Source organism: Streptomyces sp. RKAG293 (assembly GCF_023701745.1).
GTDB lineage: Bacteria > Actinomycetota > Actinomycetes > Streptomycetales > Streptomycetaceae > Actinacidiphila.
Map to the genome: position 1 here is coordinate 3,215,283 of NZ_JAJOZB010000001.1, position 18,215 is coordinate 3,233,497.

Sequence of the window (18,215 nt, forward strand, 5' to 3'; positions counted from 1 at the left end):
CACGGTACAAGCGACCGGCGCGCACCCCGGCGCTGTGCACCCCTGGGGATAAGGCAGTCTTGTCCCGTGCCCGACACTCCGCAGCCCCCGAAAAAGCCCGTCCGCGCTGAGCACGCCGCGACGCTGCGCCGACTGGAGAAGTCGTCCGGCCGGCTCGCTGCGAACGCCATCGCCCGGATGGATGAGCAGCTGCCGTGGTACCGGGCGATGCCACCGGAGAACCGGTCCTGGATCGGGCTGGTGGCGCAGGCGGGCATCGCGGCGTTCACCGAGTGGTTCCGGCATCCCGAGGCGCCGCAGGCGATCAGCACGGATGTGTTCGGGACCGCGCCCAGGGAGTTGACCAGGGCGATCTCGCTGCGGCAGACCGTGGAGATGGTGCGCACCACCATCGAGGTGATGGAAGCGGCCATCGACGAGGTGGCGGCGCCCGGTGACGAGTCGGTGCTGCGCGAGGCGCTGCTGGTCTACGCCCGGGAGATCGCGTTCGCCACCGCCCAGGTGTACGCGCAGGCGGCCGAGGCCCGGGGCGCGTGGGACGCGCGCCTGGAGTCGCTGGTCGTCAACGCGGTGCTGTCCGGTGAGGCGGACGAGGGGGTGCTGTCGCGCGCGGCGGCGCTGGGCTGGAGTTCGCCCGACCAGATCGTCGTGGTGCTCGGGACCGCGCCGAACGGCGACAGCGAGCTGACGGTGGAGGCCATCCGGCGGGCCGCGCGGCACGCGAAGCTGCAGGTGCTGACCGGGGTGCTCGGTGAGCGGCTGGTCGTGATCGCGGGTGGTGAGGGCGAGCCGCTCAAGGTCGCGAAATCACTGATCGCCCCGTTCGCGGCGGGCCCCGTGGTGGCCGGTCCCGTCGTCGGGGACCTGCTGTCCGCGACCCGTTCCGCACAGGCCGCGGCCGCCGGTCTGAAGGCGTGCGCCGCCTGGCCGGACGCGCCCCGGCCGGTCGTCTCGGACGACCTGCTGCCCGAGCGCGCGATGGCCGGCGACCGTTACGCGCGTGAACAGCTGGTGGAGGAGATCTACAGACCGTTGGAGGAAGCGGGCTCCGCGCTCCTCGAAACGCTGAGTGTCTACCTCGAACAGGCCTCGTCCCTCGAAGGGGCGGCGCGGATGTTGTTCGTTCACCCAAACACCGTCCGCTACCGGCTGCGACGTGTGACGGATGTCACCGGATGGTCGCCCTCCGACGTGCGTTCGGCGTTCACTCTGCGCATCGCCCTCATCCTGGGACGACTGTCCGGCGCCGATCAATCACCCTGAGTTTTTGTGGGACACCAACAAATCGTCCAGCAGTTCTTCGTCCCTGTCCCCACGGGCGGTGAGACCCGCCCGCGAGAGAGAGTGTGTACGTGCTCGTACTCGTCGCTCCCGGCCAGGGTGCCCAGACGCCCGGCTTCCTGACTCCTTGGCTCGACCTTCCCGGCGTCGCCGACCGCCTTCACTGGTGGTCCGCGGTGGCGGGGCTCGACCTTGTCCACTACGGCACGAAGGCCGACGCGGACGAGATCCGCGACACCGCCGTGGCCCAGCCACTGCTGGTGGCCGCCGGACTGGTCTCGGCCCTGTCGCTCTTCCCGCACCCGGCCGACGGCCGGCGTGCCGTCGGCGCGGTCGCCGGACACAGCGTCGGTGAGATCACCGCCGCCGCCGGTGCCGGTGTCATCACCGCGGAATCGGCGATGGCCCTTGTGCGGCAGCGCGGACTGGCCATGGCCAAGGCCGCGGCCGTCACCACCACCGGCATGTCCGCGGTGCTCGGCGGCGACCCCGAAGAGGTCCTCGCGCACCTGGAGAAGCTCGGCCTGACCCCGGCGAACATCAACGGCGGCGGCCAGATCGTCGCCGCCGGCACCGCGGAGCAGCTGGCCGCGCTCGCCGAGGACAAGCCCGAGAAGGCCCGCGTCATCGCCCTGAAGGTGGCCGGCGCGTTCCACACCCACCACATGGCTCCCGCGGTGTCCACGCTGGAGGCCCTCGTGCCCGGTGTGACCGTGCGCGATCCGGGTACCCGATATGTGTCGAACGCCGACGGCCAGGTCGTCGGCAGCGGCGACGAGATCGTCCGCCGGCTGGTCCAGCAGGTCTCCAACCCGGTCCGCTGGGACCTGTGCATGGAGACGTTCAAGGAACTCGGCGTCACCGCGATCATCGAGATGGCGCCGGCCGGCACGCTGGTCGGCCTGGCCAAGCGGGCCCTGCCGGGCGTCAAGACGCTCGCCCTGAAGACCCCGGACGACATCGACGCGGCTCGCGCGATCGTCGCCGAGCACGGCGACCCGGACGCCATCGGCGCGTCCCTGCCGCTCACCCTTTCCGCGGCCGAAGAGGAGTCACCCCAGACATGACGGCGAAGATCCAGCCCAGCCAGGGTGCCCCGTACGCGCGGATTCGCGGGGTCGGCGGCTACCGGCCGACCCGGGTGGTCCCCAACGAGGTGATCCTGGAGACGATCGACTCCAGCGACGAGTGGATCCGCTCCCGCTCCGGCATCTCCACGCGCCACTGGGCGAACGAGTCGGAGACCGTCGCCGAGATGTCGATCGAGGCCTCGGGCAAGGCGCTCGCCGACGCGGGTCTGTCGGCCGAGGACATCGGCGCGGTGATCGTCGCCACCGTCTCGCACTTCAAGCAGACGCCGGCGATCGCGACCGAGATCGCGTTCCGGCTCGGCGCGGGCAAGGCCGCCGCGTTCGACATCTCCGCGGCCTGCGCCGGCTTCGCCTACGGGCTGACCCTCGCCAAGGGCATGGTCACCGACGGCAGCGCCAAGAACGTGCTGGTGATCGGGGTCGAGCGGCTGAGCGACCTGACCGACCTGACCGACCGGGCGACCGCCTTCCTCTTCGGCGACGGCGCCGGCGCGGTCGTGGTCGGCCCGTCCGACGTGCCCGCCATCGGCCCCTCCGTCTGGGGCTCGGAGGGCGACAAGTCCGAGGTGATCGCCCAGACCGACTCGTGGGAGGTCTTCCGCGCCGGCGGCCAGCCGGAGTCGGGGAAGTTCCCGGCGCTGCGCCAGGAGGGCCAGACGGTCTTCCGCTGGGCGGTCTTCGAGATGGCCAAGGTGGCCCAGCAGGCGCTGGACGCCGCCGGGATCACCGCGGACCAGCTCGACGTCTTCATCCCGCACCAGGCGAACATGCGCATCATCGACTCGATGATCAAGGCACTGAAGCTGCCGGAACACGTCGCGATCGCCCGCGACATCGAGACCACCGGCAACACCTCGTCGGCCTCCATCCCGCTGGCGATGGAGCGGCTGCTGGCCACCGGCCAGGCCAAGAGCGGCGACACCGCCCTGCTCATCGGCTTCGGGGCGGGTCTCGTGTACGCCGCAACTGTGGTTACTCTCCCCTAGTCACAACCCCTTCGCGGCGCCGCAGTCCCGCACGCCGCACTCCCCCGCAACACATAAGGAGCGCCGTAATGGCCGCCACCCAGGCAGAGATCCTCGAAGGCCTCGCCGAGATCGTCAACGAGATCGCCGGCATCCCGGTCGAGGACGTCCAGACGGAGAAGTCCTTCACCGACGACCTGGACGTCGACTCCCTGTCCATGGTCGAGGTCGTCGTGGCCGCTGAAGAGCGTTTCGAGACCAAGATCCCGGACGACGCCGTCAAGGACCTCAAGACCGTCGGCGACGCCGTCGACTACATCCTCAAGAACCAGGCCTGACACACCCCCTGGGACGACGCGTCTGTCGCCCGCCCTTCTAAACGTGGAGAGACAATTCCTGTGAACTCGACCAATCGCACCGTGGTCGTCACCGGTATCGGCGCAACCACACCGCTGGGTGGCGACAGCGCGTCGACCTGGGAAGGCCTGGTCGCCGGACGTTCCGGTATCAGCGCCCTGGAGCAGGACTGGGCAGCCGAGCTGCCGGTCCGCATCGCCGGTCAGATCGCCGTCGAACCGTCGGAGATCCTGCCGCGCCCGCTGCTCCGCAAGCTGGACCGCTCGGCGCAGTTCGCGCTGATCGCGGCTCGCGAGGCGTGGGCCGACGCGGGCTTCACCGGCAAGGCCGGCGAGGACTCCTCGATCGACCCTGACCGGCTCGGCACCGTCGTCGCCTCCGGCATCGGCGGCGTCACGACGCTGCTGGGCCAGTACGACGTGCTCAAGGAGCAGGGCGTCCGCAAGGTCTCCCCGCACACCGTTCCGATGCTCATGCCGAACAGCCCGTCCGCCAACGTCGGCCTCGAGGTCAACGCGCGGGCCGGCGTTCACTCGTTGGTGAGCGCGTGCGCCTCCGGCGCGGAAGCGGTCGGCTATGCCATCGAGATGATCCGCACCGGCCGCGCCGACGTGGTCGTCGCGGGCGGCACCGAGGCGGCCATCCACCCGCTGCCGATCGTCGCCTTCGCCAACATGATGGCGATGTCGAAGAACAACGACGACCCGCACGGCGCTTCGCGCCCGTACGACAAGGGCCGTGACGGCTTCGTCCTCGGTGAGGGCGCGGGCGTCATCGTCCTGGAGTCGGCCGAGCACGCCGCGCAGCGCGGTGCCAAGGTCTACTGCGAGGCGCTGGGCCAGGGCCTGTCCGCGGACAGCCACCACATCGCCCAGCCCGAGCCGACCGGCCGCGGCATCTCCGCCGCGCTGGAGCACCTGATCGCCTCCACCGGTCTGGACACCTCCGAGATCGTGCACCTGAACGCGCACGCCACCTCGACCCCGCAGGGTGACGTCGCGGAGGTCAAGGCGCTCGGCAAGGTGCTGGGCCACGAGCTGGACCACATCGCGATCTCCGCCACCAAGTCGATGACCGGGCACCTGCTCGGCGGCGCCGGCGGCATCGAGTCCGTCGCCACCGTGCTCGCGCTCCACAACCGCCTCGCCCCGCCGACGATCAACATCGTCGACCTGGACGACGAGGTCGACGCGAAGCTGGTCTCCACCAAGGCGAAGCCGCTGCCGGAGGGCCCGATCATCGCCCTCAACAACTCGTTCGGCTTCGGCGGTCACAACGTCGTCCTGGCGTTCCGCACCGTCTGACGGCCACAGCGCCGCAACGGCCTGTTCCCCCGGTCCACCGACCGGGGAACAGGCCGTTCTCGCGTCCGGCGGCTGCTCACGGGCAGGCGACGACTACGGGCAGGCCACGACCTGAGCGGCCCAGGACAGGCCGCCGCCGAAGCCGAGCAGCAGCACCGGGGCGCCCCGCGGGATCGTGCGGTCCTCGACGAGCTTGGAGAGCGCCAGCGGGATCGAGGCGGCGGACGTGTTGCCGGAGACCGTGACGTCGCGGGCCACGACGGCCTGCGGGGCGTCCAGTTGGCGCACCAGCGAGTCGATGATCCGCAGGTTCGCCTGGTGGGTGACGATGCCGCCCAGGCCCGCGGGGGTGAGACCGGCGCGGCGGCAGGCCTCGACGGCGACGGGCGCCAACTCGGTGGTGGCCCAGCGGAAGACCGTCTGGCCGTTCTGCCGGAAGCGCGGCTGCCAGTCGTCCTGGAGGCGGACGGCGTCCCCGCGGGCGGGGTCGGAGCCCCAGACGACGGGACCGATGCCGGCGTCCCCGCCCTCCTGGGCGCTGACGACCGCCGCGCCCGCGCCGTCGCCGAGGAGGACGCAGGTGGTGCGGTCGGTCCAGTCCGTGAGGTCGGACATCTTCTCGGCGCCGATGACGAGCGCGTGCCGCGCGGCCCCTGCGCGCAGTGAGTGGTCCGCGGTGGCGAGGGCGGTGACGAAGCCCGTGCAGGCGTTGTTGAGGTCGTATGCGACGGCCGACGGTATGCCCAGCCGGCCCGCGGTCTGAGCGGCGACGGTGGGGCAGCGGTCGATCGCGCTGGATGTGGCCACGATGACCAGCCCGATCTCGGCGGGGTCGAGCCCGGCGGCGGCGAGCGCCTTGCCGCCGGCCGCGGCGGCCAGGTCGGTGACCGACTCCTGGCGGGCGATGTGGCGGGTCGCGATTCCGGTGCGCTGCCGGATCCACTCGTCGCTGGTGTCGACGAGGCCGGCGAGGTCGTCGTTGGTGAGGACCTCACCCGGCTGGTAGTGGCCCATGGCGGCGATACGGCTTCCCGGTGCTTCCCACATGGCTGACTCCTCGGCTCGGTGCTGGTTGCTCGGTGCTGGCTGCTCGGTGTTCGGCTGTCGTGCCGAGCAATATAGCGTCCGACCGGTCGGACTCTAAAGGGCCCCCGGTGACCGATACGATGGGTCCATGAGTCCCAGGAAGTCGGCCGCCGAGGCGCACCGCACCCGTGAGCGCATCGTCGAGCGCAGCGTCGCGGTGGCCTCGGTCGACGGTCTCGACGGGCTGACGATCGGCCGCCTCGCCCTCGACCTCGGCATCAGCAAGTCGGGCCTGCTGGGCCACTTCGGCACCAAGGAGGCCCTGCAGCTCGCGGCCCTGCGCCGGGCGTCCGAGGTGTTCTCCCGGGCGGTCTGGGAACCGGCCTCGGGCACCGAACCGGGGCTGGCCAGGCTGCGCGCGCTGTGCGAGGCGTGGACGACGTATCTGCACCGCGAACGCGCGACGTTCCCCGGCGGCTGTCTCTTCACGACCTCCGCCGTGGAGTTCGACGCCCGGCTGCCGGGACCGGTGCGGGACGCCGTGGTGAAACTCCATCAGACGTGGCGGCACCGGCTGCTGGCCGACATCCGGCACGCGGTGACGGCGGGCGAACTGCCGGCCGGCTCCGACCCCGAGCAGCTGGTCTTCGAACTGACCGGGATCTTCTTCAGCCTCAACCACATGGTCCAGCTCTTCGGCGACACGACCGCCCCCGACCGCGCCCGCCGCGCGGTCGCGCGACTGCTGGGCGGACCCGCCGCGAACTGAGCCGGATGCCGACCCAGGGTCTGCCGTCTGGATCCCTGTGGCGTCCACGGAGATCCAGACGACGGACCCTACGTGTCGAAGCTCGCGAAGTACGAGGCCGCCATGTCCTCGCCGCCGTGCCCCTGGCCGGCCGCGCGGCTGAAGCGCTCCGCGCCCGCGGCGGCCACGTCCAGCTGGACGCCGTGCGCCTCGCCCGCGGCGACGATGAGCCGGGCGTCCTTCAGCGCGCCGTCGACCGTGAAGTTCGGTGCGAAGTCGCCGCTGAGCATCGCCTCGGCCTTCAGACGCAGATAGGGCAGGTCGAGCGGGCCGCCGTCGAGCGCCTCGAAGAAGTTCCGGGGGTCCACGTCCAGGCCCTTGGCCAGGGCCATCGCCTCGGCCGCGCCGTTGGTGACCGCCAGCACCCAGCTGTTGAGAACCAGCTTGAGGCTGCTGGCCGTTCCCTTCCCGCCGTCGTCGCCCAGCCACAGGACCTTGCGCCCGACCGCGTCGAAGACCCGGCCCGCCACCGGCCGGGCGGCCTCCGGGCCGGCCGCCAGCACCGTCAACCGACCCGCTTCCGCGGCCGACCGGGTGCCGAGCACGGGCGCGTCGACGAAGTGCGCGCCGCGCTCGCGGGCCAGGGCCGCCAGCGGCGCCAGCGCGTCGGGCCCGACGGTGCACATCTGGGCCCACACCACGCCCTCGCGCAGCCCGGGGGACGCCTCCCGCATCGTCCGCAGCACGGACGGGCCGTCGAGCAGCATGGTGACGACGGCGTCCGCGCCGCGGACCGCCTCGACCGGGTCGCCGGTGATGTGCACTCCGGCGGCGGCCAGCGGCTCGGCCCGCGCGAGGGTGCGGTTCCAGGCGCGCACTTCGAGCCCGGCGGCGGCGAGATTGCGCGCCATGCCCGCGCCCATGAGGCCGGTGCCGAGCACCGCTACGGAAAGTGTGTCGTCCATACCGGCACGTTAGACCCCGCGACGGAACCTACGGCAGCGGGACCGGCGGAACGTGAGGGTTCGTCACACGACCTGGTGCAGCCAGCGCACCGGTGCGCCCTCGCCCGCGTACCGGAACGGCTCGAGCTCGTCGTCCCACGGTTTGCCGAGCAGCCTGGCGACCTCGGTCTCCAGATCCGCCTCACCCGTGCGGGCCCGCTGGAGCGCGGCGCGGAGCCGGTCCTCGGGGATGAGGATGTCGCCGTGCATGCCCGTGACGGCGTGGAAGATGCCGAGTTCGGGGGTGCAGCTGTATCTCTCCCCTTCGGCGGCCGGGCAGGGTTCGGCCGTGACTTCGAAGCGCAGCAGGTGCCAGCCGCGCAGGGCGGACGCCAGCTTCGAGGCCGTACCGGGCTCCCCCTGCCAGGAGAACTCGGCCCGCCAGGTGCCCGGTGAGACGGGCTGGCGGATCCAGTCGAGGCTTACGCGCACGCCGAGGACGCCCGCGACGGCCCATTCGACGTGCGGGCACAGCGCGCGCGGTGCGGAGTGAACGTACAGAACTCCACGTGTCGTCACCGGTACCTCCAGTGTGGGACGAGGTTCGCCTTCCCCAGCGGCCTCACGCCCGAACCGGCTGCTTCCGGGGCAACATTAGATATTCTGCACCATTGATAACAAACAGGACAAGAGTGAACTTCTGCCAACTGGGCTTCGGTAAACCTCCCACCGGTTCTCCTGGGTTGTCAGGGAAAAGCTACCGTGCGGCGTCTCCAGAGGAGTGACGTACCGTCGGGCTCGGACCAGATGTCACCCACTCGTCGGAGGGGATCACCGGATGCGACCGTTCCTGCGAGGTTTCCTGGCCACTGCCGCCGCCTCCCTGTTGCTGGCCGGATGCTCCGGCGGGGGACCCGCACCGCACGAGAAACCGGCCGTACCGGTCAGCCGCAAACCTGTTCCCCGGCCCACCCCCACGTGGAACGCGCACCCCGCGTCGATCGCCGCGCTGGGCGATTCCATCACCCGTGGCTTCGACGCCTGTTCCCTGCTGGCGGACTGCCCGGAGGTCTCCTGGGTCACCGGCACCCGCAGCCAAGTGGACAGCATCGCGGGCCGGGTGCTGAGCGCCACCGGTATCGCCGCCAACAGCTGGAACCTCGCCAGGAGCGGCGCCCGGATGTCGGATCTGCCGGACCAGGCGGTGGCCGCCGCCGCGAAGAAGCCGTCGCTGGTGACGGTGCTGATGGGCTCCAACGACGCCTGCCGGGACTCCGCCGACGACATGACACCGGTGGCCGACTTCCGCGCCGACTTCACCCGGGCGATGACCGGGCTGCACAGCGCCCTGCCGAAGTCCCAGGTGTTCGTGGCGAGCATCCCCGACCTCAAGCGGCTGTGGGAGGTGGGCAAGGAGAACCCGCTCGGCAAGCAGATCTGGAAGCTCGGCATCTGCCCCTCGATGCTGCGCGACGCGGACTCGGTGAGCGAGAGCGCGCAGACCCGGCGGGACGCGGTCCGGGCGCGGGTGGTGGCGTACAACCGGGTCCTCAAGGAGGTCTGCGCGAAGTACGAGCACTGCCGCTACGACGGCGGAGCGGTCTTCGACTACCGCTTCACGTCGGACGAGTTGAGCAGCTGGGACTGGTTCCACCCCAACGCCCAGGGACAGGCGCAGCTCGCCCGGATCCTCTACACGGCGGCCTTCGCGAAACCGTGAGAAGGGCCGTGCGGAAGGCCGTGCGGGAGGCCGTGAAAGAGCCACCCCGGAACCCTTCAACTCCCCTCTTCCTTGCGGACAGAAGCTGACCGCATGGGTCCGTAACGTACTGCTCATGGACACGAAGAACGCACTTCACCGGTACCGCTGGCTCGGGTACACCGCCGTCATCGCGGCGAGCGTCATGGACCTGCTGGACTCGACCGTGGCCAATGTCGCGGCGCCCGCGATCCGCACCGGACTTGGCGGCTCGTACGCCGACCTCCAGTGGATCGCGGCGGGCTACACCCTCGCCATGGCGGTCGCGCTGCTCACCGGCGGACGGCTGGGCGACATGTACGGCCGCAAGCGGGTCCTGCTGGCCGGGATCGCCGGGTTCACGCTCACCTCGATGCTGTGCGCGGCGGCGCAGTCCCCGCAGACGCTGATCGTGGCGCGGATCGCGCAGGGGGTGTGCGGCGCGGTGATGCTGCCGCAGGGCTTCGGGCTGACCCGGGACCTGTTCCCCGCCTCCGAGATGAAGAAGGCGTGGGGGATCTTCGGTCCGCTGATGGGGCTGTCCGCGGTGATGGGCCCGATCATCGCCGGTGTGCTGATCCACGCGGACCTGTTCGGCACCGGCTGGCGCATGATCTTCGGCATCAACCTGCCGATCGGCGCGTTCGCGTTCGTGATGGGCTGGAAGTACCTGCCGGACGTGGCCCCGACCGCCCGCGGCGCGCGGCTGGACCTCCCCGGGGTGCTGCTCGCCGGAACCGGCGCCTTCCTGCTGGTCTTCCCGCTGGTGCAGGGCCGTGAACTGGGCTGGCCCACCTGGGTGCTGGTGATGCTCGTCGCCTCGCTGCCGGTGCTGGCCGTCTTCGCCCGCTACCAGGTGCTGCGCAAGCGTTCCGGCCGCACCCCGCTGGTGGAGCCGAGCGTCTTCACCAAGCGGGCCTACGTCTCCGGGGTCGCGTTCGCCATCGCCTTCACCGCGTCCATGGGCGGCATGATCCTCACCCTCGGCATCTTCCTGCAGCTCGGCCTCGGCTACACCGCCCTGCACTCCAGCCTGACCACGGCGCCCTGGGCGCTGGGCGCGCTCTTCGGCTCCGCCTTCGGCGGCATCATGATGGCCCGCCTCGGCCGCCGCATCCTGCACCTCGGCCTGATCCTGATGGGCGGCGGACTGCTCGCCCTCTACGGTGTCTTCCAGTGGGCCGGCGCGGACATCACGGACTGGGACTTCGCGGCCCCGCTGCTGGTCGGCGGCGCCGGGATGGGCATGATCTTCGTGCCGCTCTTCGACATCATCCTCAACGGCGTCGACGGCCACGAGATCGGCTCCGCCTCGGGCACCCTGCAGGCGCTCCAGCAGCTCGGCATGACGCTCGGCTTCGCCGTCCTCGGCACCGTCTTCTTCAACATCCTCAGCGACGCCCGGCCCGGCCCCGCCGGCCACATCGAGGCCGCGCTGGACGCCGCGGGGACTACGGCGCTGTGCACCGTGGGGCTGATCGCGCTGGCCTTCGTGCTCGGCTTCTTCCTCCCGAAGACGGTCCGCGCCGCGGAGGAATCAGAAGAGGACGTCGCGGCCGGCCGCGAACTCGCACTCGTCTGAGAAGCACCCTCGAACGCCGGACGGGCTGGACATTCCAGCCCGTCCGGCGTTTGAGGACGTTGTCAACCTGCCTTGCGCGCCAGGAAGAACATGCTCGGCCCGAACGACACCTTCGCCAGCGGCGACTGGAGTGCGCCCTCGGCGCGGACCAGGGCCTGGTGGGGCACGAACTTCTTGAGCTTGCCGCTGCGCAGGTTGGAGACGGACAGCGTCCGCTCCACCGTCAGACCCGCCGCCGCGAGCTGCTCGGCGACCTTGCGCGGGTGGTGGTTGACGAAGGGGATCGAGTCCCGCTCGCGGTTCTCGGCGGAGCGGATGTCGACCGGCTCGGTGGGGATGCGCTGCCGGCGGGCGGCGTAGCGGACCCGGTTGGCGGCGTGCGCGAGGTTGGCGCTCTCGATGACGGCGATGCCGCCCGGCCGCAGCAGCCGGGCGATCTCGGACAGGGCCGGCCCCGGGTCGGGCAGATGGTGCATGACGCGGATCATCGTGACCAGGTCGATGCTGGCCTCGTCCATGTCGAGCCGGCCCGCGCTCATCAGCCGCATCGCGACGTTGCTCTGGCCGGCGAGGAACTCCTCGGCGTCCGAGAGCTGCTTCTTGCTCGAGTCGACGAGCGTGACGTGGTCGGCGAACTCCCGCAGCACGGGGACGAGACGGCCGTAGCCGCCGCCCACGTCGGCCGCGTGGCCGAACCGCCGGCCGTGCAGGAGCGAGCGGAGCGCTGCGACCTCGGCATCGTGCTCGTAGCTCCGGTCCTGCCAGTACGTGCGGTAGCTGTTCTCGTTCTCGTCGTACTGGTTCGTGCGCTCCGGCATCAAGGTCCCCTCCCATGTCACTGCGGTGTTCCGCATGGACCGGGTTCCCCCCCATGTCGATGCGGTCTCTCGCATGGACATGTCTAGGAGGCCGGAACGGTTCCCGTCGCGTCGTCATTGTCTTCGCCGATGTCCTCGCCGGGCACCGGATCCGGGTCGTCCGTCGGATCGGGGCCGGGTACCGGGACGAGTTCGCGCACCAGCAGTGCGGCGCCCGCGACGGCGCCCGGCATCGCGAAGACGGCGATGACCGGCACCAGGAAGAGCAGGACCAGCGGCACGCCGAAGCCGAGCGCCAGCGGGAGCCGGCCGCGCAGCAGCCGCAGCCGGGTCCGCAGCGGGACGGAGCGGCGCTGCATGGCGACCGAGGTGAGCTCGGTGGTCAGGAAGAAGCCGGAGACGCAGATGCCCACGACGGGGACGACGGTCTGGCCGACCACCGGGATGAAGCCGCAGGCGAAGAGCAGCAGCCCGAAGGCCACCACCCGCGCCAGCACGGACAGGCTGTCCCGTACCGAGGTGAGGATCTCGCGCCAGAGCGGGATGTCGGGCTTGGGCGGGGCGCCGCCCTCCATCTCCTCGACGCGTTCCGAGAGCGATTCGTAGAACGGGTCGCCGATCAGCAGCGCCACGGCGGTGAAGGTCACCATCGCCAGCAGGAGCCCGCCGCTGAAGACGATGACGGTCAGCGTCCAGCGCAGCAGCGACCGGAAGGGGCTGTCCCAGCCGTCCGCGAACGGCGTCGCCCAGGACGCCAGGTCGTCCGCCCAGAAGCCGAGGGCGACGAGCGCCGCGATGTACAGGACCAGGGCGATCAGGCCGGGCAGCAGCCCGAATCCCCACCACCTCCGGTGCCGCGCCACCCAGCGCTGGCCTTCCAGGAAGTACTTCACACCGGTCGCGAGATCACGCATGGGCGTCACCCTAACGACTGGGTCCGGCCCCCCGTCCGGGGGCCGGAAAGGGGCGGGGCGCGTCAGGGCGCCCCGCCCCCGGTCATGGGGTTCCCGCCCGCTGCCGCACGGGCCCGGGCGTCGGCGTTACGGCAGGTCGAGCGGAGCGCTCACCCGGAGGTCGGCGAGCGAGCGGCCGGCCTCGACCTCGTAGTGTCCGGGGACCAGCAGCCAGCCGCCGTCCGCCTCGTCCCACACCTCGGCGGCCCGGCGCGGCAGTTCGACGACGACCTCGGCGCTCTCCCCCGGCCCTGCCTGGACGGAGGCGAAGCCGGCCAGCCAGCGGGCCGGCCGCTCGACCGCGTCGGCGGCGGGGGCCAGATAGACCTGGACGACTTCCCGTCCGGGACGTGAACCGGTGTTGCGGACGCGGACGGTGAGCGTGCCCAGCGCCTCGCCCTCGCCCTCACCGCGCTCGAACTCCGCCGACTCGTAGGCCCAGTCGGTGTATCCGAGGCCGTGGCCGAAGGGGTACGCGGGGGCGATGCCCGCCTTGTCCCAGGCGCGGTAGCCGATGAAGACGCCCTCGTCGTAGGAGAGCGTGCCGTCCTGCGGGGTGACCTGGGTGACCGGTACGTCCGCGAGGGCGACCGGCCAGGTGGTGGGCAGCCGGCCGCCCGGCTCCTCGGCGCCGAGCAGGACGTCGGCGAGCGCGGCGCCCGCCTCCTGGCCGGGGAACCAGCCGAGCAGCACCGCGGCGACGTCCTGGCGCCACGGCATCTCCACCGGGGAGCCGGAGTTGACGATGACGACGGTGCGCGGGTTCACCGCGGCGACCCGGGCGACGAGCTCGTCCTGGCGGCCGGGCAGCCGCAGATCGGTGCGGTCGAAGCCCTCGCTCTCGACGCGTTCGGTGGTCGCGACGACCACGATCGCCGTGTCGGCGGCGGCCGCCGCCGCGACGGCGTCCTCGATCAGCTGGTCGGGATCGCGCTCCGGCTCGCCGTGCACGAAGGAGAAGCCGATCGCCTGGATCGGGGCGTCGGCGAACTTCGCGACGGTGTAGGTGAGGCTGACGTCGACGGTCTCGCCCTCGGTCAGTTCCACCGTGCCGCGCGGCACCGGGGAGCCGAAGAACGCCTCGAACGGGTCGGCGTGGTCGGCGGACTGCTCGCCGTCGAAGAGCACGGTGCCGGCGACGACGAGCCGGAAGCCGCCGAGACCGCGGGTGCCGAAGGCGTGCGCGCCGCTCTCGCGGGGGGTGAAGGTGCCGGTGGCCTCGACGGTGGTGACCTCGTCGTAGCTGACGCCCTCCGGCATGTCGCCGAGCCACTGCACCATGCCGTTGGGCATCCGCTCGGAGCCCAGCTCCCGGCCCTCGGCGTCGCGGGCGACGGCGCGCAGGGTGAAGCCCTTGTCGGCGACGGAGAGTTCATCGCTGGGGTCGGCGCCGACCGCGTAGCTCAGCGCGACGCCCTCGGGCAGCGCGGCGCGCAGGCCGTCGAGCGGGGAGACGATGTGGTCGGGGAAGACCTGCGCGGAGCCGCCGCCGAGCACCCGGGCGTCACGGGCCGCGGCGCCGATGAGGGCGATGCCGCGGACGGCCGAGGCGTCGATGGGCAGCGCGCGGCCGCCGCCGGCCACGGTCTCGTTGCGCACCAGGACGAAGGCGCGGCGGGCGATCTCGCGGGCCAGCGCCTCGCCGTCGATCCCGGCCGGGCGGTCCGCCGCGGCGACGGCGGCGGGGACACCGTCCAGGATGCCGACGCGGGCGGCGAGCCGCAGCACGTTGCGGACGGCCTCGTCGACCACCGGTTCCTCGACGCTCCCGTCCCGGACGGCGGCGGCCAGCGCCTCCCCGTAGACGGTGCGCGGGCCGGGCATGGCCACGTCCAGGCCGCCGTTGACGGCGCCGACGGTGTCACGGGCGGCCATCCAGTCGGAGACGATGTAGCCGTCGAAGCCCCATTCGCCGCGCAGCACCACGTTCTGCAGGTAGTGGTGCTCGCTCATCGTGGTGCCGTTGACGCCGTTGTAGGCGCACATGATGCCCCACGGGTGGGCGTTCTTGACGATGGCCTCGAACGGCGCCAGGTACAGCTCGCGCAGCGCGCGGGTACCGACCACGTTGTCGACGGTGAAGCGCTCGGTCTCGGCGTCGTTGGCCACGAAGTGCTTGACGGTGGTGCCGACGCCGCCCGCCTGGACGCCCGCCACATAGCCGGTGCCGATCGCCCCGGTGAGGTACGGGTCCTCGGAGTACGCCTCGAAGTGCCGTCCGCCGAGCGGGGAGCGGTGCAGGTTCACCGTCGGCGCCAGCAGGACGTGCACGCCCTTGCGGCGGGCCTCCTGGGCGAGGAGGTTGCCGGCCCTGCGGGCCAGCTCCGGGTCCCAGGTCGCGGCGAGCGCGGTCGGGCTGGGCAGCGCGATCGACGGGTCGTCGGCGGTCCAGCGCACCCCGCGCACCCCGATCGGGCCGTCGGACATCACCAGCGAGCCGAGGCCGATCTCCGGCAGCGCGGGCAGCGTCCACATGTCCTGGCCGGACAGCAGCCGTGCCTTCGCGTCCAGATCCAGCTTGCCCAGTGCGGCTTCCACCGCGTCCTCGATGGCCGTGCGCCCGGTGTCCGTCATCGTCTGCTCCCTCTGTCCCTCGGTGTCGTCCCGCGCCCATCCTCACCCCACCTACCTGTAGATCGGTAGGGTAAGTTACGGATACGTTACCTAAATCTTTCACCGATCAGTTTCGATTAGGCTCACGGCCGAACGAAGGGGGCACGGTGTCCAGAACGACCGGAGACCGGCGGGCGGAGATCATCCAGGCCGCGGTGGAAGTGATCGCAGAACGCGGCTACCGGGGGGCCTCCCTCGGCGCGGTGGCCGAGCGGGTGGGGCTGACCCAGCAGGGGCTGCTGCACTACTTCCCGACGAAGGAGGCGCTCCTGGTCGCGGTGCTGGCGGCACGCGACCAGTGGGACGTGGCCTCCACGGCGCTGCACGGCACGACGTGGCCGCTGGAGATGCTGACGTCCCTGGTCGAGTACAACGCGACCCGGCCCGGCATCGTGCAGACCTTCACGGTCCTGGCGGGCGACAGCGTCACCGAGGACCATCCGGCCCGCGCGTACTTCGAGGAGCGCTACCGGTGGGTGCGCGAGGGCGCGGCCGACATGCTGCGCGCGGAGTTCGGCGACCGGCTGCCGGGCGGCCTCACCCCGGAGCGGGCGGCCCCGCTGCTCGTCGCCGTCATGGACGGCCTGCAGGTGCAGTGGCTGCTGGAGCCGGCGGCGGTGGACATGGCGGCGGCGTTCCGCGACTTCGTCGCCCTGCTGGGCGGGACCGGGAACACGTAAGGGCCGCACCCCAAGGGGTGCGGCCCTTACCCGGCCGATGGCCGAACGGTGATCAGACGACGGTCAGCGCCACGTCGATGTTGCCGCGCGTCGCGTTGGAGTACGGGCACACCTGGTGCGCCTGCTCCACGAGGGACTGGGCGGTGGCCGCGTCCACGTTCGGGATCGAGACCGCGAGCTCGACCTTGAGGCCGAAGCCGCCGGCCGGGGTCTTGCCGAGACTGACCTTGGCGGTCACCCGGGAGCCGGATATGTCCGCCTTCTCCTGGCGGGCCACCACACCGAGGGCACCCTGGAAGCAGGCGCTGTAGCCGGCGGCGAAGAGCTGCTCCGGGTTGGTGCCGGCACCGTTGCCGCCCAGTTCCTTCGGCGGGTTGACGACGACGTCGAGCTTGCCGTCGTCGGTCGCGACCCGGCCGTCACGGCCGTTCTCGGCGGTGGCGACGGCGGTGTACAGGACGTCTACGGACTGGATGGTCATGAAAAGAACCCCTCCTGGTTGGTGCACTCGCGTGCATCGCCGCGACTCGCGCCCACGATCGCAACAATTTGTTGAAGAGCTTACTCCGGCAGGGTGACGATCATCTTGCCGGTGTTGTCGCCGCGCAGTACGCCGAGGAAAGCTTCGAAGTTGTTCTCGATGCCCTCGACGACCGTCTCGCGGTAGTGCAGCTTGCCGTCCCGGATCCAGCCGCCGACCTCCTGCACGAACTGACCCTGCAGCGCGGCGTGGTCGCCCACGAGCATGCCCTGCAGCCGCAGCCGCTTGCCGATGATCTGCGCCAGGTTGCGCGGGCCGCCCGAGGCCTCGGTGTCGTTGTACTGGGCGATGGCGCCGCACAGCACCGCACGGCCCCGCAGGTTGAAGGAGCTGATCGCCGCTTCCAGGTGCTCGCCGCCGACGTTGTCGAAGTAGACGTCGATCCCGTCGGGGGCGGCCTTCTTCAGCTGCTCGGCCACCGGGCCGTTCTTGTAGTTGAAGGCGGCGTCGAAGCCGTACTCCTCGACGAGGAGTTTGACCTTCTCGTCCGAGCCGGCGCTGCCGATCACCCGGGAGGCGCCCTTGAGCTTCGCGATCTGGCCCACCTGGCTGCCGACCGCGCCGGCCGCGCCCGAGACGAAGACCGCGTCGCCCTCGGTGAACGAGGCGACCTCCAGCAGTCCCGCGTAGGCGGTCAGGCCCGGCATGCCGAGCGCGCCGAGGTAGGCGCTGAGCGGCGCCGCGGCCGGGTCGACCTTCACGGCGTGCGCCGCGTCCAGGACCGCGTACTCGCGCCAGCCGAGCCAGTGCAGGACGTGGTCGCCGACCGCGAACCCGTCGGCGTTGGAAGCGGTGACGCGGCCGACCGCGCCGCCCGCCATCGGCTCGTTCAGGGCGTACGGCGGCGAGTACGACTTCACGTCGTTCATCCGGCCGCGCATGTACGGGTCGACCGACAGGTGCAGGTTGCGGACGACGATCTGGCCGGGGGCCGGCTCCGCCGTCTCGACCTCGCGCAGGGCGACGTCATCAGTGGTCGGCCACCCGTGGGGGCGGGCTACCAGGTGCCATTCACGGCTCTTCGGCATGAGGGGGATGCCTCCGTCCGCCATAGCTTGACTATGGCAAAGATTGATTTCCTCAAATAACGATGGACCTTGATGTTTGAGGTTGTCAAGTAACCGGGGGTACGCTGTGTCGCATGTCCCCCACGCCTCAACGTACCGACCCCCTGACCCTCGAAGTGGTCGACCTGATCGCCACGGTCGTGGCGCGCTACCACGAGGAGTACGAGGAGGCGGCCGCGAACCACCAGCTCACCGGTGCGCAGGCCCGCGTCCTGGCGCTCCTGTCCCGTGAGCCGCTGCCCATGCGGCACATCGCCCAGCAGCTGAAGTGCGAGCCGTCCAACATCACCGGGATCGTCGACCGGCTGGAGGCGCGCGGGCTCGCCGAGCGCCGGCCCGACCCGGCCGACCGCCGCATCAAGCTGGCCGCCGCCACCGACGAGGGCCATGAGACGGCCGCCCGGCTGCGCGGCGCACTGCACTTCGCCCGCGCGCCGCTCGCCGGCCTGTCCGACGAGGAACGCACCGCACTGCGCGATCTGCTCAAGCGCATGCTGACCTGAGCCG

Annotated in this window: 18 protein-coding genes; 10 read left to right on the plus strand and 8 right to left on the minus strand. The window is 71.4% G+C overall.

Annotated elements, in window-relative coordinates; all coding sequences use genetic code 11:
* Window positions 1-48 precede the first annotated feature (48 nt).
* From LNW72_RS14305 to LNW72_RS14325, 5 genes are all read left to right on the plus strand, one after another.
* Window positions 49-1,263, plus strand: a complete 1,215-nt coding sequence (locus LNW72_RS14305) for a PucR family transcriptional regulator (RefSeq protein WP_374117410.1) — start codon at window positions 49-51, stop codon at window positions 1,261-1,263.
* A gap of 89 nt (window positions 1,264-1,352) precedes the next feature.
* Window positions 1,353-2,348: an ACP S-malonyltransferase gene (locus LNW72_RS14310; protein ID WP_250975767.1), complete on the plus strand. Its 996-nt coding sequence runs from the start codon at window positions 1,353-1,355 to the stop codon at window positions 2,346-2,348.
* Window positions 2,345-3,358, plus strand: coding sequence for a ketoacyl-ACP synthase III (locus tag LNW72_RS14315; RefSeq protein WP_250975768.1), 1,014 nt, complete (start codon window positions 2,345-2,347; stop codon window positions 3,356-3,358). Before LNW72_RS14310 ends, LNW72_RS14315 begins: the two co-directional genes overlap by 4 nt.
* Before the next feature lie 68 nt (window positions 3,359-3,426).
* Complete coding sequence (locus tag LNW72_RS14320) at window positions 3,427-3,675, plus strand: acyl carrier protein (protein ID WP_138356760.1); 249 nt, start codon at window positions 3,427-3,429, stop codon at window positions 3,673-3,675.
* A 60-nt stretch (window positions 3,676-3,735) separates the two neighbouring features.
* Window positions 3,736-4,998 carry a beta-ketoacyl-[acyl-carrier-protein] synthase family protein gene (locus tag LNW72_RS14325; RefSeq protein ID WP_250975769.1) on the plus strand — a complete coding sequence of 421 codons (1,263 nt, stop codon included), beginning with the start codon at window positions 3,736-3,738 and terminating at the stop codon, window positions 4,996-4,998.
* A gap of 93 nt (window positions 4,999-5,091) precedes the next feature.
* Here the strand turns inward: LNW72_RS14325 and LNW72_RS14330 are convergent, their stop codons facing one another.
* Complete coding sequence (locus LNW72_RS14330) at window positions 5,092-6,045, minus strand: beta-ketoacyl-ACP synthase III (protein ID WP_250975770.1); 954 nt, start codon at window positions 6,043-6,045, stop codon at window positions 5,092-5,094.
* 127 nt (window positions 6,046-6,172) lie between these two features.
* Between LNW72_RS14330 and LNW72_RS14335 the strand changes: the two genes are divergently transcribed.
* A complete protein-coding gene (locus tag LNW72_RS14335; protein WP_250975771.1) occupies window positions 6,173-6,793 on the plus strand; it encodes a TetR/AcrR family transcriptional regulator in 621 nt (206 codons plus the stop codon).
* A 68-nt stretch (window positions 6,794-6,861) separates the two neighbouring features.
* Here the strand turns inward: LNW72_RS14335 and LNW72_RS14340 are convergent, their stop codons facing one another.
* A complete protein-coding gene (locus LNW72_RS14340; protein WP_250975772.1) occupies window positions 6,862-7,737 on the minus strand; it encodes an NAD(P)-dependent oxidoreductase in 876 nt (291 codons plus the stop codon).
* Window positions 7,738-7,800: 63 nt separating this feature from the next.
* Window positions 7,801-8,295 carry a DUF3145 domain-containing protein gene (locus LNW72_RS14345; RefSeq protein ID WP_164294043.1) on the minus strand — a complete coding sequence of 165 codons (495 nt, stop codon included), beginning with the start codon at window positions 8,293-8,295 and terminating at the stop codon, window positions 7,801-7,803.
* Window positions 8,296-8,554: 259 nt separating this feature from the next.
* Here LNW72_RS14345 and LNW72_RS14350 point away from each other — a divergent pair, with 259 nt between their 5' ends.
* A complete protein-coding gene (locus LNW72_RS14350; protein ID WP_250975773.1) occupies window positions 8,555-9,436 on the plus strand; it encodes an SGNH/GDSL hydrolase family protein in 882 nt (293 codons plus the stop codon).
* A gap of 115 nt (window positions 9,437-9,551) precedes the next feature.
* The gene (locus LNW72_RS14355; RefSeq protein ID WP_250975774.1) at window positions 9,552-11,036 is read left to right on the plus strand and encodes an MFS transporter; all 1,485 of its coding nucleotides are present in this window, start codon (window positions 9,552-9,554) and stop codon (window positions 11,034-11,036) included.
* Between the two features lie 62 nt (window positions 11,037-11,098).
* On the opposite strand, the gene LNW72_RS14360 is transcribed toward LNW72_RS14355, so the two are convergent.
* The 3 genes from LNW72_RS14360 to LNW72_RS14370 all read right to left on the minus strand — a co-directional run bounded on the left by LNW72_RS14360 (window position 11,099) and on the right by LNW72_RS14370 (window position 15,381).
* Window positions 11,099-11,854 (minus strand): class I SAM-dependent methyltransferase, encoded by a 756-nt coding sequence (locus LNW72_RS14360; RefSeq protein ID WP_250975775.1) that lies wholly within the window; start codon window positions 11,852-11,854, stop codon window positions 11,099-11,101.
* Between the two features lie 83 nt (window positions 11,855-11,937).
* Complete coding sequence (locus LNW72_RS14365; protein ID WP_250975776.1) at window positions 11,938-12,768, minus strand: EI24 domain-containing protein; 831 nt, start codon at window positions 12,766-12,768, stop codon at window positions 11,938-11,940.
* Between the two features lie 126 nt (window positions 12,769-12,894).
* Window positions 12,895-15,381, minus strand: a complete 2,487-nt coding sequence (locus tag LNW72_RS14370) for a glycoside hydrolase family 3 C-terminal domain-containing protein (protein WP_250975777.1) — start codon at window positions 15,379-15,381, stop codon at window positions 12,895-12,897.
* Between the two features lie 146 nt (window positions 15,382-15,527).
* On the opposite strand from LNW72_RS14370, the gene LNW72_RS14375 reads away from it, so the two are divergent.
* Window positions 15,528-16,100 carry a TetR/AcrR family transcriptional regulator gene (locus LNW72_RS14375; RefSeq protein ID WP_250975778.1) on the plus strand — a complete coding sequence of 191 codons (573 nt, stop codon included), beginning with the start codon at window positions 15,528-15,530 and terminating at the stop codon, window positions 16,098-16,100.
* 52 nt (window positions 16,101-16,152) lie between these two features.
* On the opposite strand, the gene LNW72_RS14380 is transcribed toward LNW72_RS14375, so the two are convergent.
* Both LNW72_RS14380 and LNW72_RS14385 read right to left on the minus strand, forming a co-directional pair.
* On the minus strand, window positions 16,153-16,581 hold the full coding sequence (locus LNW72_RS14380) for an organic hydroperoxide resistance protein (RefSeq protein ID WP_250975779.1): 429 nt from the start codon (window positions 16,579-16,581) through the stop codon (window positions 16,153-16,155).
* Between the two features lie 80 nt (window positions 16,582-16,661).
* Window positions 16,662-17,669, minus strand: coding sequence for an NADP-dependent oxidoreductase (locus LNW72_RS14385; protein ID WP_250975780.1), 1,008 nt, complete (start codon window positions 17,667-17,669; stop codon window positions 16,662-16,664).
* Window positions 17,670-17,782: 113 nt separating this feature from the next.
* Here LNW72_RS14385 and LNW72_RS14390 point away from each other — a divergent pair, with 113 nt between their 5' ends.
* Window positions 17,783-18,211: a MarR family transcriptional regulator gene (locus LNW72_RS14390; RefSeq protein WP_250975781.1), complete on the plus strand. Its 429-nt coding sequence runs from the start codon at window positions 17,783-17,785 to the stop codon at window positions 18,209-18,211.
* The last annotated feature ends 4 nt before the right edge of the window (window positions 18,212-18,215 follow it).